23 protein-coding genes and 1 riboswitch are annotated in these 24,245 nt (G+C 29.4%); of the genes, 3 read left to right on the forward strand and 20 right to left on the reverse strand.

Going from position 1 to position 24,245, the window contains the following annotated elements:
• Positions 1-24: 24 nt before the first annotated feature.
• The 3 genes from Q5O29_RS11805 to Q5O29_RS11815 all read right to left on the reverse strand — a co-directional run bounded on the left by Q5O29_RS11805 (position 25) and on the right by Q5O29_RS11815 (position 1,908).
• On the reverse strand, positions 25-675 hold the full coding sequence (locus Q5O29_RS11805) for a nitrite reductase (protein ID WP_022213141.1): 651 nt from the start codon (positions 673-675) through the stop codon (positions 25-27).
• Between the two features lie 59 nt (positions 676-734).
• The gene (yidA, locus tag Q5O29_RS11810) at positions 735-1,547 is read right to left on the reverse strand and encodes a sugar-phosphatase (RefSeq protein WP_022213142.1); all 813 of its coding nucleotides are present in this window, start codon (positions 1,545-1,547) and stop codon (positions 735-737) included.
• A gap of 88 nt (positions 1,548-1,635) precedes the next feature.
• Positions 1,636-1,908 carry an ATP cone domain-containing protein gene (locus Q5O29_RS11815; protein ID WP_302630641.1) on the reverse strand — a complete coding sequence of 91 codons (273 nt, stop codon included), beginning with the start codon at positions 1,906-1,908 and terminating at the stop codon, positions 1,636-1,638.
• Between the two features lie 233 nt (positions 1,909-2,141).
• Here Q5O29_RS11815 and Q5O29_RS11820 point away from each other — a divergent pair, with 233 nt between their 5' ends.
• Complete coding sequence (locus Q5O29_RS11820; RefSeq protein ID WP_022213144.1) at positions 2,142-2,651, forward strand: L,D-transpeptidase; 510 nt, start codon at positions 2,142-2,144, stop codon at positions 2,649-2,651.
• Here the strand turns inward: Q5O29_RS11820 and Q5O29_RS11825 are convergent.
• Together Q5O29_RS11825 and Q5O29_RS11830 are read right to left on the reverse strand one after the other, a co-directional pair.
• A complete protein-coding gene (locus Q5O29_RS11825) occupies positions 2,644-3,297 on the reverse strand; it encodes a peptidylprolyl isomerase (protein WP_022213145.1) in 654 nt (217 codons plus the stop codon). The genes Q5O29_RS11820 and Q5O29_RS11825 overlap by 8 nt on opposite strands.
• Before the next feature lie 143 nt (positions 3,298-3,440).
• Complete coding sequence (locus tag Q5O29_RS11830) at positions 3,441-3,857, reverse strand: DUF3785 family protein (protein WP_022213146.1); 417 nt, start codon at positions 3,855-3,857, stop codon at positions 3,441-3,443.
• Between the two features lie 172 nt (positions 3,858-4,029).
• Between Q5O29_RS11830 and Q5O29_RS11835 the strand changes: the two genes are divergently transcribed.
• Entirely contained in the window at positions 4,030-4,590 is a 561-nt protein-coding gene (locus tag Q5O29_RS11835) for a hypothetical protein (protein WP_022213147.1), read from the forward strand.
• A 65-nt stretch (positions 4,591-4,655) separates the two neighbouring features.
• Here the strand turns inward: Q5O29_RS11835 and Q5O29_RS11840 are convergent, their stop codons facing one another.
• The 15 genes from Q5O29_RS11840 to Q5O29_RS11910 form a co-directional block, all read right to left on the reverse strand.
• Positions 4,656-5,957, reverse strand: a complete 1,302-nt coding sequence (locus Q5O29_RS11840; RefSeq protein WP_022213148.1) for a homoserine dehydrogenase — start codon at positions 5,955-5,957, stop codon at positions 4,656-4,658.
• A gap of 116 nt (positions 5,958-6,073) precedes the next feature.
• A complete protein-coding gene (locus tag Q5O29_RS11845; RefSeq protein WP_022213149.1) occupies positions 6,074-7,021 on the reverse strand; it encodes an ABC transporter permease in 948 nt (315 codons plus the stop codon).
• Complete coding sequence (locus Q5O29_RS11850) at positions 7,021-8,109, reverse strand: ABC transporter permease (protein ID WP_022213150.1); 1,089 nt, start codon at positions 8,107-8,109, stop codon at positions 7,021-7,023. The genes Q5O29_RS11845 and Q5O29_RS11850 overlap by 1 nt, the downstream gene beginning before the upstream one ends.
• On the reverse strand, positions 8,109-9,629 hold the full coding sequence (locus Q5O29_RS11855) for an ABC transporter ATP-binding protein (RefSeq protein WP_022213151.1): 1,521 nt from the start codon (positions 9,627-9,629) through the stop codon (positions 8,109-8,111). Before Q5O29_RS11855 ends, Q5O29_RS11850 begins: the two co-directional genes overlap by 1 nt.
• A 145-nt stretch (positions 9,630-9,774) precedes the next feature.
• Positions 9,775-10,830 carry a BMP family protein gene (locus tag Q5O29_RS11860; RefSeq protein WP_022213152.1) on the reverse strand — a complete coding sequence of 352 codons (1,056 nt, stop codon included), beginning with the start codon at positions 10,828-10,830 and terminating at the stop codon, positions 9,775-9,777.
• Positions 10,831-10,988: 158 nt separating this feature from the next.
• A riboswitch (purine riboswitch) is annotated at positions 10,989-11,087 on the reverse strand.
• Positions 11,088-11,302: 215 nt separating this feature from the next.
• Positions 11,303-13,144, reverse strand: coding sequence for an asparagine synthase (glutamine-hydrolyzing) (gene asnB, locus Q5O29_RS11865; protein ID WP_022213153.1), 1,842 nt, complete (start codon positions 13,142-13,144; stop codon positions 11,303-11,305).
• A gap of 246 nt (positions 13,145-13,390) precedes the next feature.
• Positions 13,391-13,492 (reverse strand): MetS family NSS transporter small subunit, encoded by a 102-nt coding sequence (locus Q5O29_RS11870; RefSeq protein ID WP_022213154.1) that lies wholly within the window; start codon positions 13,490-13,492, stop codon positions 13,391-13,393.
• A 2-nt stretch (positions 13,493-13,494) separates the two neighbouring features.
• On the reverse strand, positions 13,495-15,006 hold the full coding sequence (locus tag Q5O29_RS11875) for a sodium-dependent transporter (RefSeq protein WP_022213155.1): 1,512 nt from the start codon (positions 15,004-15,006) through the stop codon (positions 13,495-13,497).
• A gap of 342 nt (positions 15,007-15,348) precedes the next feature.
• Entirely contained in the window at positions 15,349-16,191 is an 843-nt protein-coding gene (locus tag Q5O29_RS11880) for a Cof-type HAD-IIB family hydrolase (protein WP_022213156.1), read from the reverse strand.
• A 175-nt stretch (positions 16,192-16,366) separates the two neighbouring features.
• Positions 16,367-17,782, reverse strand: coding sequence for an aminotransferase class I/II-fold pyridoxal phosphate-dependent enzyme (locus Q5O29_RS11885; protein WP_022213157.1), 1,416 nt, complete (start codon positions 17,780-17,782; stop codon positions 16,367-16,369).
• A gap of 156 nt (positions 17,783-17,938) precedes the next feature.
• Positions 17,939-19,156, reverse strand: coding sequence for a pitrilysin family protein (locus Q5O29_RS11890; RefSeq protein WP_022213158.1), 1,218 nt, complete (start codon positions 19,154-19,156; stop codon positions 17,939-17,941).
• A gap of 77 nt (positions 19,157-19,233) precedes the next feature.
• Positions 19,234-20,586, reverse strand: a complete 1,353-nt coding sequence (scfB, locus tag Q5O29_RS11895) for a thioether cross-link-forming SCIFF peptide maturase (RefSeq protein ID WP_022213159.1) — start codon at positions 20,584-20,586, stop codon at positions 19,234-19,236.
• A gap of 180 nt (positions 20,587-20,766) precedes the next feature.
• A complete protein-coding gene (gene scfA, locus Q5O29_RS11900; RefSeq protein WP_022213160.1) occupies positions 20,767-20,904 on the reverse strand; it encodes a six-cysteine ranthipeptide SCIFF in 138 nt (45 codons plus the stop codon).
• Between the two features lie 151 nt (positions 20,905-21,055).
• Positions 21,056-21,289, reverse strand: coding sequence for a hypothetical protein (locus tag Q5O29_RS11905; protein WP_022213161.1), 234 nt, complete (start codon positions 21,287-21,289; stop codon positions 21,056-21,058).
• Between the two features lie 215 nt (positions 21,290-21,504).
• Complete coding sequence (locus Q5O29_RS11910; protein ID WP_022213162.1) at positions 21,505-22,902, reverse strand: VanW family protein; 1,398 nt, start codon at positions 22,900-22,902, stop codon at positions 21,505-21,507.
• A 179-nt stretch (positions 22,903-23,081) separates the two neighbouring features.
• Here Q5O29_RS11910 and Q5O29_RS11915 point away from each other — a divergent pair, with 179 nt between their 5' ends.
• Positions 23,082-24,233: a DEAD/DEAH box helicase gene (locus Q5O29_RS11915; protein WP_022213163.1), complete on the forward strand. Its 1,152-nt coding sequence runs from the start codon at positions 23,082-23,084 to the stop codon at positions 24,231-24,233.
• The last annotated feature ends 12 nt before the right edge of the window (positions 24,234-24,245 follow it).

Raw genomic sequence — 24,245 nt, forward strand, 5'->3', positions numbered from 1 at the left:
TATTCCTCAATTCATCACTCATCATTATCTTAATTTTACTCTTTCAATGAAGCTCTCAACTCCAATTCTTTCTATCATTAAGCTAAGTTTTTCTCCTAGTTCTGCTTCATCTTTATAATATTCAAAGATATTATCTACTAATTGTAGAGCTTCTTCTTCTGTAAGATCCTTGGCAATAACATCTGCCACTCTTGGATGAAAGCCTGCTGAGCCTCCTGCCACCACCATCAATCCTGACTTATCAGCTATTACACCAACATCTCTAGCATAAACACTTCCACAGGCATTTCTGCATCCAGCTACTCCTATCTTAGTTCTACAAGGCATTTCTTTTTTAGCATATTTCTTAGTAAGCTTAACACCTATACCAATGGTATTATACTTACTTCTTTTACAAAATCCTGCTGGACAGCTTTCTATATTCTTTACAGAGTTAGTTGTTATAACTGCTGGCTCCATTCCAAGTTCTTCCCACACCTTTGGTAAATCCTCTTCCTTTAAATTAGTAATTAATATCCTTTGCCCTGATGTTATCTTTAATACAGCTTTATATTTTTTTGCCACCTTAGCAATTTTTTCTAACGTTTCTGGTTGTATAAATCCACTTGGAATATCTGGTGTTATTCCAAAAGTTCTTTTCCCATCACGTATCTTTTGTAAATTCCCATAATGCATAAATTTCTCTCCTAACTAAATATAAGAACTCTATAAAGAGTCCTTATACGTAAATATTATTAACTATTTAAAACTAAATGCTCTATTGCTTTGGCAACTCCATCATTTTCATTAGTGTCTGTAATATAATTTGCAGCTTTCTTAACTTCTTCAAAAGCATTTCCCATGGCAACACCCATACCTGCACATTCAATCATATGAAGATCATTTCCTGCATCTCCCATAGTTATTACTTGATCTAATGTTATTCCCATATGCTTCGCTAGCATTTCAACACCTACACCTTTATTTACTTCTTTATTTAAAAATTCAAGGAAATATGGCGTACTTCTAACTACTGTATACTTATCATATACTTCCTTTGGAAGATTATCTACAGCCTTCTGTAATACTTCTTCTTCATCAATCATCATTATCTTTATTATGCTATGCTCTTTTTCTAACTTATTAAAATCTTCAATGTTTATCTTAATATTATTAATATTTGCTTCTACTTCAGTGTACTTACTATTTTTAGGTGTAATTAATCCTTTTGTTTCAGAGAAAGCATGAATATTTACCCCTAAATCCTTACTTACTTCATATAAATAATGTAAATCTTCACCAGTTAAACCTATTTTACAAATTGGCTCTCTATCCTTAGTCTTTAAAACTAAACCACCATTATAGCTAAGTACATAGTCATTTTCACCATACATATCTAGTTCTTCTAAATATCTAGTTACACCATCTATAGGTCTTCCTGTAGCTAATACTACCGTTACTCCCTTTTCTCTAGCATCATCTATTGCTTTTTTAGTTCTTTCAGATACTGTTTTATCCTTTCTTAGTAACGTTCCATCCATATCTAATGCTATTAATTTATAATTCAAAAATACTCACCAATCCTTACTTATACTTTTACTTCTTTAATTATTAATCATTATATCATAGTTATAAATCCAATAGCAAAAATATACATCATTGTTTTTCATAACCTACGTATTTCTCTATTATGTCAGAAAATCCATCTCTTTTTAATATAGCAATTACTATACCAGATATTTCATAACTTGAAGTGTCTTCGCCATCTTTCCTTACTTCTTTCATTTTAGAATTGATGTCTTCCACTAATATCTTTACATCTGATTCATTTAGTAACTCTTTACTATCATTAGTAGCACTTAAAATACTAATTTTTATTTTTTCAAGATCAAGTTCTTGAAGTCTTCCATCTTTCTTAATAACTTTCATCATATATCACCTCAAGAATTATTTTGTCTTGTTCCCTAAAAAATACTCTTTCTATATGGTGATTTTATTTTTTTATCATAAATTCCAACTATTTTATTATTAAAATATTATCAATTCTCATAGATGATATCATCATAAATATCAATCTATAGCATATAAGTTATAAATTTCATACCATTTTATATTTATTTTTATAATATATAGTATATTAATGATTTGAGGATTTCTAAATTATGATTTCTAAATTTATAAAAAAAATTCATACGAAACTTAATTTAAAAAACCTTCATCCATTTTCATCAAAACGTTATGCAAAAGACTACTTATCAAATGCCGAATCTTTTATAAATTCAAAAAATATTAATAGCTCAAGCATTTATCTAATCTGGGTTGATACTGACCATTTCAAAACTAATATCTTTAAAAAATCTAAAAATTCCTGGACTCTATATAAAAGCTTTTTATGTACCATAGGTAAACCATGGGAACCAACCATTAAGGGAACCTTTTTCGTTGGCGTAAAAGGTTATTCCTTTGGTGAAAATCGTGGCTTTAGATGCCTCTACTACACCCAAATTAAAGGAAACTATCTCTTTCACTCTATAGTCTATTATCTAGATGGTACCATAAAGGATGATAGACTTGGCATGCAACTCACCGATGGTTGTATTCGCCTTTCCACTGAAAATGCCAAATGGATTTATGATAACATCCCTGAAGGAACAACCATCTTTATTAATTAATCTTTTCCACTTCTGGATAATTAACTCCCTTTGTATCTACTGTAATAGATTCTATAACCACAGCTTCCTTTGGCTTATCGTTGTTATCTGTTGCTACTTTGCTAATGTTCTTTACTATATCTAGTCCACTTATTACTTTCCCAAAAGCAGCATATTGACCATCTAAATTATTGAACTCACCTACCATAATAAAGAATTGGCTTCCTGCTGAATCATTACTTCTTGCTCTTGCCATTGATAATACACCATCAATATGCTTTAAATCATTTGCTTCATAACCATTACTAGAAAATTCTCCTGCTATAGAATATCCTGGACCACCAGTTCCGTTTCCTTCTGGATCTCCACCTTGTATCATAAATCCATCTATAATTCTATGAAATGTTAATCCATTATAAAAGCCAGAGTTTGCTAGGGAAATAAAGTTATTCACTGTATTTGATGCTTTACTTGGATATAACTCTGCTTTTATAGTTCCATAGCCCTTTACCACTATTGTAGCAATTGGTAAATCACCATTTTCAACACTAACATCATCCTTACTTTCTTTTACTTCTGTACTGCTTTCATTCTTAGTACATCCAATTGCTGCAATTATTGCTGTACAAACCGTTGCAGCTAAAATAATTTTTTTAACAATCTTCATATTTCTACCTCAATTTACTAATTTTTTACTATAGCACTTATTATATCATTTTTTCCATATAAAGAGGAACACTATTTACTTAATAGTATTCCTTCATAAATAGCTATATTTATTCTAAATCCTCTCCATTCATATACTTATATCTATATTTCAAATTCCTCTATTTCCACTGAATAGCTTCCGCAATGCTTACATACATTGACTAATACTATATAGCTATTATCCACTTTCCCTGCCTTTTGCAGCCTGTTAAATGAAAGTCCTTCGTATTCTTTATCAATTGAACTTATAACAAATTCTCCATTCTTAGTATATATGTAAAAATTATATCCTAGAAAAGCAAAGAATTTTTTCTTTTCCCTAAGACCATCTTTACATTCTCCACATGGCATATCAAAGTACTCTTTTGAAAAATCCACTTCATTACTATTTGTCATTATTTCTAATACTTTATCTAAATCAATATTTTTTATAGGATTTTCCTCATCATTAATAAAATAATCTAAGTTTTCTTTATTTAGTTTATATTCTCTTCCTTCGAAAGTAAATCTGTATTCCATCTATTTTTTTCCTTTCTTTTTTATTAACTAATTCTATCATAAGATATCTTATAAATAAACAATATATTGTACCTATTGACATTTTCTTAAATAATTATTAATGTATTTCACTTTTTATTAACATTGATGGAATTTTAGTGTACAATATACTTTATATAATGGAGGGATAGTTATGAGCTCAAAAAATATTTATTTAGTATTTTCAAAAACTGGTACAATGTTTTCACACTTAATTTCTTTATGTACTCACGAAGAATATGCTCATGTTTCACTTTCTTTAGACAACACCTTCACAAAAATGTATTCTTTTGGCCGTATTAATCCAGCTAAAGTGCTTCCTGCTGGATTTGTATATGAAAATATATATGACGGAGTATTTGCTATGTTTCCTGAAAGCAAATGCCTAATTTATAAAGTTAGTGTTACTGAACACCAGTATCATAAACTTGTCAAAGAAATACGTATTTTCGAAAATAACAAAGATAATTTAAAATACAATATTTTAGGGACAAGCCTTGTATACTTTAATAAACCAAAAAAAAGAGAAAATTATTATTTCTGCTCTGAATTTGTCTCTGAAGTATTAATAAATAGCGGTATCTTTAATACCCATAAAAAACCTGAGGAAATCTTACCTTTAGACTTATTGGCAGTTGAAAATAAAACATTAATTTACGAAGGATATATTAATAAACTAAGTTTTGCAAGTGAAACGTTAACCAGCGTAATTTAAATATAAAACAGCGGATGTAATAAACACATTCCCGCTGTTTTTTATATTAACCTCATATCTTTAATTTATCTAAAATCTTCTATTCTTATTATATTATCAATACTTTTAACAGTTTTCAAATCATAAAGCCTCTCTATTGAATCCATAATTAATCCTTCTGTGGTACTATGAGTTATCAAGACCAATGTGACGTCAATATTTTCTTCCTGCTTTACACCCTTTTGAATTACTGATTTTAAACTGACTTTATTGGCACCAAATATTGTTGTTATCTGACCTAATACACCTGGTTTATCACTTACTGTAATTCTTAAATAATATCTGCTTTCAATATCCTTTAAATCTTTAATATTCATTTCCCAAAGGTTGTTCTTAACTACTGGCTGCATATTTTCAACTTCTACATTATTTCTTAATATCCATATAATATCACTAACTACTGCACTTCCTGTTGGAAGACTTCCTGCTCCTCTACCATAAAACATCATATCCCCTACAGCATTACCATTAATGAATACTGCATTAAATGAATCATAAACATTAGCTAAAGGATGAGTTTCTGGAATCATGGTTGGATGTACTCTTAATTCAAGTTCTCCATTCTCTTCTTTAGCAATAGCTAGAAGTTTTATTACCATACCAAAGCTACTAGCATATTCCATATCTATAGAATTTATCTTTGTTATACCTTCTCTATATACATGTTCAGGTTTTATTTTGGTACCAAATGCTAAAGAAGACAATATTACAAGCTTGTATTGTGCATCATATCCTTCTATATCAGATGTGGGATCAGCTTCAGCATATCCCTTATCCTGAGCCTCTTTTAACACATCCTCAAAGTTCAAATTCTCAAGTTCCATCTTACTTAAAATATAATTGGTAGTACCATTAATAATACCATATAAAGTATTAATTTTATTAGCTGTTAAGCTTTGACTTATTCCATTAATAATAGGAATACCACCTGCTACACTTGCTTCATATTGGAAACTTACTCCCATTTCATCAGCTTTTTCAAATACTTCATCACCACAAGTAGCTAAAAGCATCTTATTAGCTGTAACTATTTGTTTTTTAGCTTCCATAGCTCTGATAATGTATTCTTTTGCTGGCTCTATACCACCCATAACTTCAACAACTATCTTTATTTCATTGTCATTTAATATCTCTTCATAACTTGTTGTAAGTATTTCTGTTGGTACTTCTACACCTCTATCTTTCTTTACATCTCTTACCAGTATCTTAGCTATTTCTACTTCATATCCTGAGCGCTTAACTATTTGTTCTTTATTCTCTCTTATTATTGATAATACACCTTTTCCTACATTACCTAATCCTAAAAGTGCAATTTTTACTTTTTTCATAAATATCCCCCTTTGTTTTTAGGTTAGTGTAAAGTTTTATTGCATAAAAAACAACGATCTCCTAATTTTATGTTAAAATTGAATATCCAACAAAACAAATTATATATCTTTATTACCTATCTCTTTCCTGCATCAAATGGTTCTCCAGCTGCTTTCGGAGCTTGTGTAGATTTAGAGAATATAATAAGTGCTATTAATGTTATTACATAAGGGAACACCTTTAATAGTACTAGTGGTATCTGTTGTAATTGTGGAATTACTTGTGAAACATTGGCAAGTGTAGACGCAAATCCAAAGAATACTGTTGCTCCTAAAATTCCAAGTGGTTTCCACTGTCCGAAAATTAATGCTGCTAAAGCTAAGAAACCTAACCCTGCCACACTTCCATTAAACTCTCCTGAATAAGTAACTAATATTATACATCCACCTAAAGCTGATAAAGCTCCTGAAATTATAACCCCAAAGTATCTCATCTTTGTAACGTTAATCCCTACTGCTTGTGCAGCTTGTGGATTTTCACCACATGCTCTTAATCTCATACCAAAAGCTGTCTTATATAATAAAAATGTACTTACAGCTAATATAACAAGTACTAACCATGTTGTTGCATAAGTTCTTGTAAAGAATAGCGGTCCTAATACCGGTATATCTTTTAATATACTTATACTTTGTGGTACAAACCCCATAGTTATTCTTATATTACCACTACCAGTGATATTTCTTGCTAAAAATACTGTTAAAGCTCCCGCCACCATATTTATAGCTGTACCACTTATTACTTGGTCTGCATTTAAATTTATACTAGCAAAAGCATGTAATATCGAAAATAACGCCCCAACTAAAGCTGCTACTAATAAGCCAATCCATAAAGCACTTTCAACACCTGCTGCTTGAAGCTTAGATATAGTTAAAGCTCCTGCAAAAGACCCAACAATCATAAATCCATCTAATCCTATGTTAATTATACCACTTCTTTCACAATATAATGCACCTAAAGCTGTAATTAGCATTGGTATTGTATAAGCTATTGCATAAGGAAAAATCTTAACTAATATATCCCACATTATTTTTCCACCGCCCTTTCAGTAGTTTTACCTGCTATAACTTTTTTCTTTTCTTCTTTTATTTTCTTAAACTTATTTATTACCTTATCCATAATCATACTTGTAGCTGCAAAGTAAATAATTGTTGCTATAATTGTATCTGCAAGTTCTGGTGGTACTTTAACATTAGCATTCATAAATCCTTTACCAACATAAAGAACACCAAAGAATAATGCTGATAATAATACTCCAAATGGTGAGTTATTACCTAATAAAGATACTGCTATACCATCAAATCCTTGTGAAGGCATAACCCCTATTTGCATAACTTGTGAGTTACCCATATATTGAACAACTCCTGCAAGACCAGCTAGCGCCCCTGCAATCATCATTGATACAACAATATTTCTATTTACTGGCATACCTGCATATTCTGCACCAAATTTATTATATCCAACGGCCTTTAATTCATATCCTAAAACCGTCTTATTAAGTATAAGCCAAATAATTACAACAGATATTATTGCTAATAATATACCAAGGTTTATGTATGAACCTCCAAACATTTTTGAAAGCCACTCAGACTTTAGTGTAGCTCCTTGAGCAAGCTTTGCTGATTCTGTTTCTGTAGTTCCTTTTAAATATTGTGGAACCATATAATATACTATCCAGTAAGCAGTCCAGTTCATCATGATTGATGAAACAACTTCATTAACCTTAAATAACGCTTTTAAAACTCCTGGTATAGCTGCCCATAAAGCTCCAGCCATTATACCACATATAACCATTAAAGGTATTAATACTGGTGATGGTAAATCTACTAAAATACCTATTGCTGTTACTGTAAATCCACCTGCTAACATTTGTCCAGGAGTACCTATATTAAATAACCCAGTCCTATTTGCAAAGGCAACCGACAACCCTGTTAATATTAAAGGTGTAGCCGTCGCAATTGAATTACCAATTCTCTGAGTATTCATTAATCCACCTTTAAAAAGGTAAGTATATCCATCTATTGGGTTATACCCCATAGATAACATTAATAAAAATCCTGCAAATAATCCTAAAACTATTGCCATAAGAGATTTTAACAATTGATTCTTATGCACTAAGCTTCCTCCTTCTTTACGCCGGCCATCATTAAACCAACTTCATTTTCATTTGTTTCATTAGCATTGACTATCCCTATTAATTCACCATTATTTACTACAGCAATCCTATCTGATACATTTAATACTTCATCAAGTTCAAGTGATACTAAAAGGACAGCCTTTCCTAAATCTCTTTGTTCTACTAATCTCTTGTGTATATATTCTATAGAACCAACATCTAGCCCTCTTGTAGGCTGAACAGCTATTAATAAATCCGGATTCGATTCTATTTCACGTCCTATTACTCCTTTTTGTTGATTACCACCTGATAAAGATCTTGCTATAGATTGTCCACCTTCACCACTTCTAACATCGAAAGTTTCTATTATTTTATTTGCATATTCTCTTATCTTTGCTCTATTAATTAAGCCAAATTTAGAAAATGGAGCTTTTTTATATGCCTTTAACACCATATTATCTTCCATTGTATAATCAAGAATCAATCCTCTCTTATGTCTATCTTCTGGAATATGTGCAATGCCATCATCAATTCTTTGACGGATAGATTCTTTTGTTATATCTTTATTCTTAAATTCTATTATTCCTGATTCAACTTGTCTCATACCAGTTAATGCTTCAACCAATTCAGTTTGTCCATTACCTTCAACACCAGCTATACCTACTATTTCTCCAGCTTTAATATCTAATGAAAAATTCTTTAGACCTAAAACTTTCTTATTATTTTTAACTGAAATATTCTTTATACTTACAACAGTTTCTTTGGGTTTAGCTTCTGATTTTTCTACTTTAAATGATACCTCTCTACCAACCATCATTTTAGCCATTTCTGATTCAGTAGTATCTTTTACATCAACTGTTCCTATGTATTTACCTCTTCTAATAACTGTACACTTATCAGCTACAGCTTTAATTTCCTTTAATTTATGTGTTATGATGATTACAGATTTCCCTTCTTTTGTCATTTCTTTTATAATTGAAATCAATTCATCAATTTCACTAGGTGTTAATACAGCTGTAGGTTCATCAAATATTAATACATTTGCATTTCTATATAACATCTTAAGTATTTCTACTCTTTGTTGCATCCCAACTGAAATATCTTCAATCTTTGCATATGGATCTACATTTAATCCATACTGTTTAGATAATTCTTCAATTCTCTTGGCAGCTGTTTTAATATCTACTACTAAACCTTTTTTAGGCTCACATCCTAGAGTTATATTTTCAGTAACTGTAAAGTTCTCCACAAGCTTAAAGTGTTGGTGAACCATCCCAATTCCTAAATCATTTGCTACATTAGGATTAGAAATTTTCACTTCTTTACCTCTTACCTTTATACATCCTCTATCTGGTTTATACATACCGAATAACATTCCCATAAGAGTTGATTTTCCAGCTCCATTTTCTCCTAAAAGAGCATGTACTTCTCCCTTTTTAAGTTGAAGTTTTATATTATCATTCGCCACTATTCCTGGAAACTCTTTACGGATATTAAGCATCTCTACTACATATTCCATTGATATCCTCCTTAAACTAAAAATATTTACTATTATATTCAGCTACTTTTACAATTACATTTTCATACACGAAACTTTATTTAATTTATAACGACAAATAAAAATGCATCCAGTTTTACAACCGGATGCACATATATATAATATATTATACTTCTGAATTAACTACTATTTCACCATTCTTTATAGCTTCTAAAACTTCCTTAACTTTTTCAACTGTTGAATTACTTAAGTTTGGATTTTCTGATGGTATACCAATGCCATCATTTTTAGCATCAAATGTTATAGTTTGTCCACCCGGGAAAGTACCTTTTAATTCTGCTTCTATCATTTGGTAAGCTGCTTCATCTATCTTCTTAATAGCTGAAGTTAATATTACAGATGTTCCATCCGATTTTAAACCATCATTGTATTGGTCAGAGTCAACACCAATTACCCATACCCCTTCTCTAGTCTTAGCTTCAGTAATAACACCATTTCCTGTTCCACCTGCGCAAGCAAAGATAGCTTTTACACCATTGTCATACATAGTTGCTGCTAATTGCTGCCCTAATGCTGTATCAGTAAATGATCCTGAGTATACTACGTTCTCATCTTTTAAAGTTACTCCTGTACCAAGATTTTCATTAGCATAAGCTACACCTTGCTTAAATCCAGCATCAAATCTTTGTACTGAAGGTATTTCCATACCACCAATGAATCCCAAATCACCACTTTTTAATTCTAAGGCTGCTGCAACACCTGCTACAAATCCTGATTCTTGCTCAGCAAAAAATAGCGCAGCTGTATTATCTGCTACTAAAGCATTTCCATTTCCATCATTTGGCTCACCATCAATGATTACAAACTTTGCATCGCTATATTTTTCTTGAGCTGAATATATAGCTCTTTCAAACTTAAATCCTGGACATATTATAAATTTATAATCTGCATCGTAAAGATTTTGAATTTGAGTTAAGTAATCAACTTCTGTTTCTCCATCTGGTTTCATATAATTTCTTTCAATTCCTAATTTCTCTTCAGCTAATCCAATTCCTTCCCAGCTTCCTTGGTTAAATGATTTATCATCTATTGTTCCTGAATCTGTTACCATACCAACTTTTAAAGTTGCCTCTTCACTACTTTTGACTTCATTACTTCCACATCCTACTAACCCTGTTACCATTAAAGCTGAAAGAACTAATGCTATTGATTTCTTTTTCATAAATTTTCCTCCTAAACTTTTTTCAATAAGTTATATTTCCTAAATACTTCTATATGAAAACCCATGTAAATTATCTTACTAAATTAACATGTATAGCTTAGTTACATTTAAATTAAATATATCAATTAGCATTTTATACCTTATTATGCATTAAGTCATATACAATTAAATTTACCCATAGCTTAGAAATTTTAGGTTTCCAGTAGAAACATCCCACCATATTAGGGATTTATATGAATAATCATAGCCCTCTTATAACAAACTATATTTCTTATAACAAACTATATTTTCATTATAATTCAAAACATTCGTAATATCAACATATTTTTTTCATTTCTTATAAACTTATACAAAATTTGCTTTGCTTCTGTTATTGCACCATTTCCAGTTATCGCCGCTGATTAGAATATGGCTGTAACTCAACTATAATACATTTTAGGCTGCTAATTGTATCCCTTCCCAAGTTCCTTGGTTAAATCAATATATTTACATTATATTCTTTCATCCATATATTAAGTTGAATTAAATATGCTATAAGTTGTGGCCCTGTCATCAATTGCCCAAACCAAGGAGTAGTATATGATTTTCCTTCCGTATCAACTATTTCTTTAACAACTTTCTTATCAATTATTTCTAAAATAGGAGAATTATTATCACTTAAAATTTTATTCATTTCTTTACATACCATTTCTGTATATATAGGATTATGGGTTTTAGGATACGGACTTTTTTTTCTATAAACCACATCTTCTGGCAATACTCCTTCTAAAGCTTTTCTTAAAATCCCCTTTTCTCGTCCATGAAGAAGCTTTATCTCTGCTGGAAGATTAAAAGCATATTCCACTATCCTAATATCTGCAAAGGGAACTCTAACTTCTAAACTATTATACATACTACATCTATCTTTTCTATTTAATAGATTTACCATAAACCATTTTAAATTCAAATAGAACATTTCTTTCATTCTATAATTTTTCTTATCTTCATTTTCAAAATGTGGTACTTCCTTTAAAGTTTTTAAATATTCATATTCAGCACATTCTTCTATATTAAACTTTTTAATTTTTTCATTTAAAATACTTTTTCTCATTCCTACAGCTCTAGACCAAGGAAAAGTTTTTGCATTTAACATTTCTTCATTAGTATACCATGGATATCCACCAAAAATTTCATCTGCACATTCGCCTGATAAACTTACTACAAAATTCTTTCTAATTTCTTTACAAAATAGCAATAAAGACGAATCTACATCTGCCATCCCTGGAAGATCTCTTGCCAAAGTTGACTCTTTCAATGCCAATACCAAATCTTTATGATTTAATACGACATTTTTGTGGTTACTTTTAATAAACTCTGCCATCCTAAAAGCCCAGTACTTATCTGAAGTAGGCTGAAATAAAGAAGATTTAAAATACTTTTCATTATCTTTATAATCAATAGAATAAGTATTTAGTATCTTGCCCCTATTTCTAAACTCTTCTGCTGCTATTGCTGATATGGCTGATGAATCCAATCCACCTGATAAAAAAGTACATATTGGTACATCTCCCACCAATTGACGCTTTATTGCATCAAAGAGTAATAGCCTTACATGTTCTGCCGCTTCTTCTACTGTTTCTTTATTTTCCTGTAAAGTAACCTTCCAATACTCCCAAACTTTTATATTTTCCTTATTTATAAGCAAACAATTAGCTGGTGCAATTTCCAAAATATTTTTATAAATAGCTTTTCCTGGAACTACCGCTGGACCTAAAGCAAATAGTTCAGTTATTCCTTCTCTATCAATTTGAGCCTTTACCATAGGATTTGCTAGTATTGCTTTTATTTCAGAAGCAAAAATTATATTTTTATTATTTATAGAATAAAATAAAGGTTTTACCCCCATTTGATCTCGTGCCAAAAACACTTGTTCTTTTTCTTCATCATAAATGGCAAAAGCAAATATTCCATTAAATTTTTTTATACAATTAACACCCCATGCTATATAAGACATTAATAGCACTTCTGTATCACTGTAAGAATCAAAAAAATAACCTTCTTCTAAAAGACTTTTTCTTAACTCTTCAGTATTATATAATTCACCATTATATACTAACACATACTTATTACCATTGATTATTTTTATCATAGGTTGTTCTCCACCTTCAGGGTCAACCACTATCAATCTTCTATGTCCTAAAAGTACATTTTCACTTTCATATATCCCTTCACTATCTGGTCCTCGCCTCTCTAATATATCAGTCATTTTTTTTATAATTTTGCTGTTTGATTTTAAACTTTCACTAAAATTTACCCATCCAGCTATACCACACATAATTTCACCTTCTCATTATTTTAATATAATACACAATTTATGTAATAAAAATAATCTAGGTGATTATTTTTAATTAATAGTATAATAATTAGTTGAATCACATTAAAGCTAGTTAAGATTTCATAAGTTACAAGGTGAAATGCTACACCACTTAAGAATTAACACTTCGTTAATTAAGTTCATAAGCAAAGCAACATGAACTGTTTAACTAAATAATAAAGGAATAGCCAAACGGCTATTCCTTTATTATTTGCTTTCATTTCTTATTGTTATTGTTAATGTTGTTATTAATCCTCCATACAGAACTATTGCTCCTATAAAGAAGAATGTCATTGCTATCGGTGTCATAATTACGCAACCTCACTTTCATTATCAAAATCTAATGAATTTTTATTTTTCCACGGCATTTTACTAAATAAAAGTGCACCTATTATTCCAATTCCTACAATAGCCCAACCATATGTTATAAGCTCAGCTGTTGAATAGCCTCCATATGGCGTTTTAATTTCAGTAATTATACTGCTTATTAACATAATTGCAAGTATTGCTGGTGTTACATATTTAATAATAATATCCCACCATTTTCCTATTCTATAATAAGAAACTGAATTTGTATGATTTCTAATAGTTTCTGGTTTAATTATCCATCCTATTACAAAGGCTTCTAATAATCCAATAACCACTATTCCATAATTATTAACAAAGTTATCTATAATATCTAATAAATAAAGTCCTGCTCTTGTAGCAAATGCTATACTAACGATAAAACCTACTCCGCATATTAGACTTACTACTTTTTTTCTTTCCCATCCTGTTTTATCAATAACTGCTGAACTTACAGCTTCTACTAAAGATACCGATGAAGTTAAACCTGCAAATACTAAACATGTAAAGAATAATACTCCAAGTATTGTTCCCCATACTCCCATTAATCCAAATACCTTAGGGAAAACTATAAACGCTAATCCTATTCCACCTGAAACAACTTCTTCAAATGGTAATCCTTGGCTTGATGCCATAAATCCTAATATTCCAAATACGCCTATAGCACATAAAAACTCAAATCCACAGTTTGCAAATGCTGTCATAAATGCACTATTATTTATATCACTTTTCTTTGGAAGATAACTTGAAAAAGTCATCATAATTCCCATTCCAACACTTAATGAAAAGAACACTTGTCCATAAGCTGCAATCCAAACTTGCGGTTCTAACATTTTACTCCAATCTGGTGTAAATAATTTATTTAAACCAATAGTTGCACCTTCTAATGTAACTCCTCTTATAACAATTATAATCATTATAATTATTAATAGTGGTAATAATATTTTATTAAGTTTCTCTATACCACCTTTTACACCCTTATAACAAATAAACCAGTTAACTGCCCATAAAATTGCAATTCCTATAAGTATTGGCCATATTATGTAACCGAACTCAAATGCAGAATTTGAAGATTGAAGGAAATCATTATAAAAATATGAATTTGTATCATTTCCCCATCCTTTTGTAAAACTTAATGTTAAATATCTTAATGCCCAACTTAATATCATTGAATAATAAGCTAATATAATAAATGCATTAATAGTTGGCCACCAACCAAGCCATTCCCATTTTTTATTTGCTCTAGCAATTGCTAAAGGTGTTGAACCTTTATATTTATGTCCCATTCCATACTCTAATATAAGTATTGGAATAGCTGCTGTAAATATAGCTACAAAATATGGAACTAAGAATGCTCCTCCACCATTTGTATATACTAAATAAGGAAATCTCCATATATTTCCTAAACCTACAGCTGATCCTACAGCTGCAAGAATAAATCCTAACTTACTCCCCCACTGTTCTCTATTTTCTTGCATTTTTATCCCTCCGTTTTATTAATTTATCATCTAATAAGCTTTTTTATTGCTAATTCGTTATGTTTTATCGTTCTTTTCTATATAATATATCATTTAGTATATTTGTGCAAGATAAAATTATACTTTTATCATATATACATTAATATTTTTATAAAAATATTAATGTATACGATTATATTTTAATTATTTTTAAATTTAAAGCACCATTTTATAATAAAATGATTTTTAAATCACCTCTTAATTCCTTTAAATAAACAATGGGGCTGTCTCATCAAAAATTTTATATACAATATATTGTATTATTTATTCTTAATGCGACATCCCCATCTCTTAATTATATTATTAACTTTTTATCTTTAATTCATTTAATCTTTTTTCTATAAATAGTGCAACACCATCTTCATCACAACTTCCAATTACATCTGTAGAAATACACTTAACCTTCTCCACAGCATTTGATGTAGCATAACATTCATCAGCTAATTCAAACATTGGTATATCATTTAAATTATCTCCAAAACACACAAGCTTATCATGCTCTATATATTCACTTAAAAGCTTAATTCCATTTGCCTTAGAAGCTGCTGCACTATAAGCTTCAAGGAAGTAACATCCACTTTCATATATATCTTCATAATATTCAACAAATATTTCATCTATCTTCTTAAGTTCTTCATATATCCCTTTTATTTTTTCGTATTTATCAAAAACTATAAAATTAATTATTTTTGATTCCTTCAAAAACTCCTTATAATCTTCTACTTTTAAGAAAGTTTTTTGCTTTCTATCAGCTCTTTCTTTGTAGAAATTATATTCCCAAGAGTATTCAAATTCTTTATGATAAACCCATAAATGATCATTTCTTACTCCATATACCATGGCATTCTTATGAAATTTATTTAATATATCGAAAACTTTATCTACTGTATTCTTTTCTATTTCTTTTATATTAATATATTTTTCTTCTTTAATATCGTAAAGCAATACACCATTCATTAGTACTGCTGGAAGTTTTAAATTTACATCTTGTAATAAATCCACAACTGTTGCAGGTGTTCTTGCCGTAGCAACTGTAAAGTTAACACCATCATCTATAAGCTTATTTAAAATCTCAATTGATTTTATAGATACCTCTTTATGACTATTTAATAAAGTTCCATCTAAATCTGTAACAAATAATTCCATAACTTTTACCTCATACCTTATCTTTATAGTTACTTATTTCTTTTCCTGCGAGTATTACATTATATACTATAAAGAATATAAATTCTAGTACTTTTTTAAAATTATGTTCTTTTTCTTCTGTGAATAAAAAGTTAAGGAATAATATTCTGGTTTATTTTACCAATATATCTTTCTACTATTCTTTAATAACTTTGATATATTCTTTATTTCTTATACCAATTACTGAACGATTATTGCTAAGATAGTCATTGATAATAGCTATTGCTTCTTTTGTTATGACTTCACCAGGACATAACAAAGGTATTCCAGGTGGATATGGTATTATAGCTTCACTGGCAATATTTTTATCTGCTTCATTTATTTTTACATATTTATACTCTTTTTTAAAAACCTCATAAGGTTCCAATACCTTTTCAGGAATAAAGGAATAATATTTAGAGTAATTATCTTGTCTTATATCCTTAAGCTGTAAATTTTCAAATGATTTTAAGAGCTTATTAAAATCATTATCATCATTTATAGGAGATAATAATAAAACCACTCCTGAAGCAAAGCTCATTTCACATTGTATTCCTTGCGTTCTTAAATACTCTAAGAGCTTATGCCCACTATATTCCTTTGATAAAGTTACAATATATCGAGATTTATCAATATCATAATTTTCTGATAAATCCTCTTTTGATATTATATGAACTTTATTTAACAAATTAATTATATTTTTATATTTCTCCGCCTTATTTATAAGTTTTTCATATTCATCATTACCATATTCATCTAAATAGAATCTTGCATAATCCAGTGATGACATAATAAGATATGACGGTGAAGTAGTCATAAAAGTATTTAGATAAAATTCTATATCATTATCGTCTCTATTAGATAAAAGATAAGATCCTTGGGTTAAGGCTGGCAATGTCTTATGAGCACTTAAAACCACATAATCAGGTATACTATAAATAGCTTTAGGTAGATTGTCATTTGCAATAAAATGAGCACCATGGGCACTATCTACTACTATTTTTAATCCTCTTATCTTTAAATCTCTAAGCACTTCTTCAATATCATAAGTTATACCAAAATAACTTGGATAAGTTAAAATAATTCCCTTTAAGTTTTCACATTGCTCTATGGCATCATAAATATTCTTCTTATCTGGTGGTAGAAATATTCCTAACTTTTCATCTATTAGTGGTTCAATATATTTAACTTTTAGTTTCCTTAAAATAAGTCCATTATAAATAGACTTATGGCAATTCCTTTCAACTAATACCTCATCACCTTCATTAAAGGCTGCAAAAATTGAACAAAGATTACCTCCAGTGCTTCCATTAACCATAAAGTACGCCTTTTTCACACCATATGTCTTAGCTAATAATTTCTGTGCTTCTAATATTATGCCTTCTGGTGCATGAAGGTTATCTAAAGGTTCCACTTCTGTTATATCAAGATAACCCATGGTATCTACAAATTCTTTTCCTATATCGTCTTTTAAAAAGCCCTTTCCACACTTATTGCCAGGCATTGAAAAAATTAAATTTTCTTCCTTTTTATATTTTAATACTTCATCTAAAAGAGGTGTTTTTTTACTCATCTAAGTTCTCCATTCAATGTTTTATCTATGATATTATAATACAAATTGTAGCTTTTCTTCACATTCTTTAATAAATTATTTAATTATTTTTAATTATACATATAATTATTGTAAGTAACTAAACTGTTAGACATACAAAACTTACTATATTTCTTATTACCTTGTAATTATTTCTATACACTTATTATGAAACACTTTACTGCTTACAGCTATCAAATCTTCTTTATTTATATTTTTTAAGCCCTTGATTTCATCAAAATATAACTCATAATTACCAAACATAATATCATACATTGATACTGCATTAGATAATCTTATGCTTTGTTCTTCATTAAATAACCTCTTTAATTTCAAGCTTTTTACAAGTCCATCAATTTCCTTCTTAGATAGATTTTCTAATGTTTCTTCTAAATTTTCAAAAATAATCTCAATGGAATTTATAGCTTCTTGTATTTTTTCTTCTCCAGTACTGAAAGTAATTTTATATAATCCAATACCACTTTCATTACTCACTTTAGTTAACACATCATACACTAGACCTTTTTTAGTTCTTAAACTATCAAATAGAAGGGAGTTAACACCTTCCCCAATATATTGATTTAAAACTTTAAAAACCTTTATTTCTTCATGATTTAAAACACTGATATCATATGTAATTAAAACTTTTGCAGTGTTAATGCCCTCTCTTTTATCTCTATAAATTCCTCCCTTAGCTTTTTCACTTTCTGTTAAAGTTGTTGTAAAACCACTATTATCCCAACTAATGAAATATTTATTAACAATCTCAATTATCTCCTCAAAACTCTTTTGAGATATTATCACTATGGTTGTGTTTTTTGGGAAATAATATTTATTATAAAACTCTTTTACATCCTCAATGCTTATATTTTCTAAAGATTTTTCCATCCCAATAATTGGATATTTTATCCTTCTATCTTTGTAGCTATTAAGAAATAATTTATCTTCACAAAATTGCTCTACTTCCTCATCCCACTCTTTAAGTTCTTCCTTAATAACATCCATCTCTTCTTTAAAGCCATCATTCCCTAAAGTAGTATTAATTAATAAATCTGCATATAACTCTATACCTTTTGCTAAATCCTCACTTAATAATGTACCATAATAAATCACATAAGGATAATTAGTCATGGCATTTTGAAAACCAAAAATTTCACTGAACTCTTTATTTATTTCTACTTCTGATCTATTGCTTGTACCCTTATATATCATGTGTTCTGTTACATGTGCAATCCCAAACTTCCCCTCTGTATCTCTTATTGCACCTGCATCTAGTGCAATAGATATAGATGACAACATGGAATCAGTACTTTTATACACAAGTTTTAAACCATTCTTTAATATATATTCTTGCATAATACCCCCTAAAAATTTAATTGATAAACTGCTACTGCTTTTTAATAAAAAAACGAAGCTATTGCTTCGTTTTTTTATTATTCTGCCTTAAGTGCTATAGCACATTCAATTCTCTTCTTTTGCATTTGACATCCAATATCGTAAGGATTGTTAATATCGTTATTGAACGCTATGTTATTAGCTTGGCATCCACCAGAGCAATAGAATCTAGCCCAACAGTTTCTACATTTTGGCTTATTGTATATATGTGCTTTCTTAAAACTCATTCCTAAATCTGCATTATAACTATCATCATAAATGCTTCCTAATTTATATTCTTCCTTACCAACAAATTGGTGACATGGATAAACTTCACCTTGTGGCGTTATTGCAACATATTCAAATCCTGCTCCACAACCTGATATTCTCTTATAAACACAAGGACCACCATTTAAATCTACTTTAAAGTGGTAGAAGTTAAACTCTTTTCCTTCTGCTTTCTTTTGTACTAGTTCATCATATAATTTATCATAGCTTTCAAATATTTTAGGTAAGTCTTCTTTTCTTAAAGCTAACGGATGTCCATCTTCTAAAACAACTGGCTCGATAGATATTTCTCTAAATCCTTCATCTACCATCATCTTAACATCTTCATAGAAATCAAGATTTTCTCTTGTAAATGTACCTCTTACAGTATGAGCTTTAGTCTTATCTCTCTTAGCTACCATTTTCTTTATATTTGGTAATATTTGATCATATGATCCTTTACCATCAAATCTAATTCTTACCTTATCATTCACTTCTTTTCTACCATCTATGGAAAGGATTATGTTTTCTAACTCCTTATCCATATAGTCCATCATCTCATCAGTTAAAAGTGTAGCATTAGTGGTCATGGTAAATCTTATTCTCTTATTCCATTTTGCTTCATTTTCTCTAGCATACGCAATAATTTCTTTGATTGTATCCATCATCATTGTTGGTTCTCCACCAAACAAATCTATTTCAATATTTTTTCTAGGACCACTTCTTTTAACTACATAATCTATTGCTTTTTTTGCTGTTTCTAATGACATCTTACCTTTATGTCCATTATATTCTCCTTCATCGGCAAAGCAATACTTGCATCTTAAATTACAAGCATGGATTATATTTAAACATACTGCTTTTATATAATCTCTATCATCCATTGAAGAATGAGCTATATCTTCATACTGATCTTCTGTGTAAAGAATTCCTTCAGCAACTAATTCTTGTAGTTCTTCATAAGCTTCTTCAACTACATCAGCCCCATATTTAGCTCCAAAATCTGCTACTAACTCCTCTTTTGATCTTAATTTGTTGTCATCTACTAAATCATATACTAGCTCGTCTACTATATGAACTGCTCCAGTATTTACATCTAAAACAAAGCATTTTCCACCTTGTTTAAATTTATGAATTAATGACATTAATACATCCTCCTTATAACAATACAGCTATTATTAAACACTACACTATATATAAATTTTTCTTTAGTAATCTTAATAATTCAACTTTATTAACTTACGCTACAATTTATAGGTATTCTTTCTTTGATTTCTTAAAAGTATAGGCAGTAACTAAGCATTATAGTTACTGCCACTTTTTAACTATGCTTCACATTCTAAGTTAGCAACTGTGCAAGAAGTCTTGCAAGCTGATTGACATGAGTTTGCACATTCCTTACAGCCTGGTTTGCTTAAGCTATTTTTTATATTTGTCTTGTTTATTGTTTTGATATGTTTCATGTACAAATCCTCCATTTTATATTAATAACAACGGTTATTATAACACATTTTACCGTGGTAATAAAGCTATTACTTTCCATAACATCTTTTTTTTACTATGAATATAAATAAAGTAGCTAAGCTAACAAGCTTAAACTACTTAACTACTTTTCTACAATGAACTTTCCTTCTTAATTTCATTTATCATTTCTTCTTCACTTAAAGTCTTATCATCATAAGAATTATATAAATCATCTAATGAAACAGTATAATAAAGTCCTTTTTCTTTTTTATTTTTTTTATTTTTTTCACTGACCTTATTTTTTATCATGGTTCCAGCTGCAACTGAAGCTGCTATTGCTGAAAGTGCTCCTATAAGAATCTTTTTTCCATTTTTTCCTGACATACTTTCACCTCTCTTATTATAAAAATTATAATAATTTATATTAACTTAATCAATTTATTTTTTCATTGAATTAAATTAATAATTTCTATTTTTTTTCATACTTACATCACCATATCCTAAAAATTATAACTATTAATTATATTTCCATTATAATTGTATTTTATAACCATATATAACAAAAAAGCTATTGCAACTTTGCAATAGCTTCTAAATTTTTAAGAAAATGGTTGATATACACTTTCATTTAAGTATATGCTATCAACTAAATTTCCTGATGAATCATACTTATCTAAGTAAGTATAGCAATAAAGACTGCTTACAGCCTCTACTCTTGGTTCATAAGTATATCCATTAGTAGCATTTGAATTTGACCATATTTCCACAGTTAATGACCCACCTGTTGATGAAGTAGTTATTATTAATGGATAATAATAAGTATTAACAAATCTTAAATCAATTAAGTCATCTGCTAATGTTGCATCTAATCCTATTCCTATATATCCTACTGTCATCATATGGTTTTGTCTTTCTGTTGGAAGTATTCCAGCTCTAAGCTCTGCGTTGTATAAAGTAGTAGCTATCTGGCATACTCCTCCTCCCATTCCTGGAACTACTTGTCCACCTACATACGTATTGGAACTTACAAAACCTCTCTCTGCTGTAGTTGGACCGATTCCATCAGTACAAGAGAATTCTTTGCCAGGCATTAATAACGTATTATTAAAATATGCTGCCCCAGTTTGAATGTTATGTCCACTATTTCCAGCTGAAAAATACGTTGTAAAGCTTGAAATTCTAGTATCTATTGTTCTTAATTCACTAGCTTTTATATCTGCTTCACTTTCAACTAATGATCCATTAGCAACTACATCAGCACCACCATTTTTTCCAGTAATTTGAGAAGTTATTGAATCAACTAATGTTTGCTCATCTAATATATATCCGCTTTGTTCTTCTACTACATTAACTACTCCACCTGAAATTGATGCACTTGCATTTACTGGTTCAACTTTTACATCTTCAGCTATCTGTGCAACAAATTCTTTAATTTTTTCTTCATTAACAGTAGTTGTTAAGTCATAAGTTTTTTTCTTAGGTTCATTAATTAAATTTAATTTCCCCTTGAAGCTTTTATTTTTACCATATGACATTATTTCATCTTTAACTTTATCTGTATCAGTAGTTACATCTAACTCAGTATAACTTGAAGAATATTCTTTACCATTCACAGTTACCTTAATTGTTTTATTAGCAATCTCAGCATCTTTTTCTGCTAATATTTTTGATAAATCCGCTTCATTTAATTCACCTACAGGTTCAGAATAAATATACACTTCTGGATATACCTTATTTTCATAACTATCAACAAGCTTTTTATTGCTTATCCACCAATATAATACCCCACCTATAATGCCTATAAGAACTATAATACCTATTGTTAACCCTACCTTAAATTTTTTACTTTTTACATTTACATCCTTATGAATATCTTTTTCAGAAATTCTCTGCATAGTATCTTCAGATTCAATCTTTTCTTCATGAGTTTTATTTTCTATTTCTTCTTTAGCAATTGTTTCTTTTACTTCATCTAATTTTTTATTATCATTATTCATATTCATCCCTCCCTTATTTAAACAACTTTTCCCATAAACCATTATACACTATTTATACCTATTCTTATCATTTTTTGTTCGCAAAATTCTCTAATTTTTTTACTGTTTATTTTTTTCTTTATACTGTTATTTATTTTAGTGTATACTATAAATACTATTATTATATTAAGGAGACACCAATGAATAAATCATTTAATGAATTAAATATAAACCAGTCTATTGTTATGGCATTAAAAAAACAAAATATCACAACCCCAACAGGTATTCAAGAAACTTCTATTCCTTTTGCTTTAGAAAATAAAGATATTATTGCTGAAGCACATACTGGAACTGGCAAAACCCTTGCATTCCTTATTCCTATATTTGAAAAAATAAACTTAGAAAAACGTGAAATGCAAGCTATTATTTTAGCTCCTACTCACGAATTAGTAGTTCAAATTGAATCACAAATAAAACTTCTAGCTACTAATTCTCATATGGATATTAAATCTTTATCAATAATGGGCGAATCTAATATTGAAAAGCAAATAAAGAAACTAAAAGAAATTAAACCTCACATAATTGTTGGTTCTCCTGGAAGAATCCTTGACTTAATCAAGAAAAGAAAAATTACTGCTCACACTATTAAAACAATCGTACTAGATGAAGCAGATAATTTATTATCTAAAAATAAACCTACAATAATAAAAGATATTATAAAGTCAACTATGAAGGACCGTCAGCTAATGTTCTTCTCAGCAAGCATTAATAAAGAAACTTTAAACCTTGCTAAAACATTAGTAAAAGAAGTTGAAATCATTAAGATTGAAAATAAATCTGAAATAAATCCAAGAATTGAACATATCTGTATCTTAGGTAGCCTAAGAGATAGATTTGAAAATTTAAGAAAACTACTTGCTGCTGAGCAACCTAAAAGAGCTATTGTATTTGTTAATAACAATACTGAGCTTAGACAAATTAATGAAAAACTACAATACCATAAGGTTAAATCTACAGCTATTTATGGAAATGCTTCTAAAGAAGAACGTCAAAGAGCTTTAGACTCCTTTAGAAGAGGTAAATGTAATGTTCTTGTTTCTTCTGACTTATCTGCTAGAGGTCTAGATATTCCTGAAGTAAGCCATATAATCAGCTTAGATTTCCCTGTAAATCCTGATGAATACTTACATAGAGCTGGAAGAACAGCTAGAGGAGATAATTCTGGAGTTTCTGTGTGCTTAATAACTAATAAAGATATTGAAATACTTCAATCTTATGAAAAAGCCTTTGGCATTGAGTTTACCGTAAAAAAATTATACGGTGGAAAACTTATGGACATGGAGCAACAATAAAAAAGCAGCTTT

Source organism: Clostridium sp. CAG:265 (assembly GCF_000436575.1).
Lineage (GTDB): Bacteria > Bacillota > Clostridia > Clostridiales > Clostridiaceae > Clostridium > Clostridium lentum.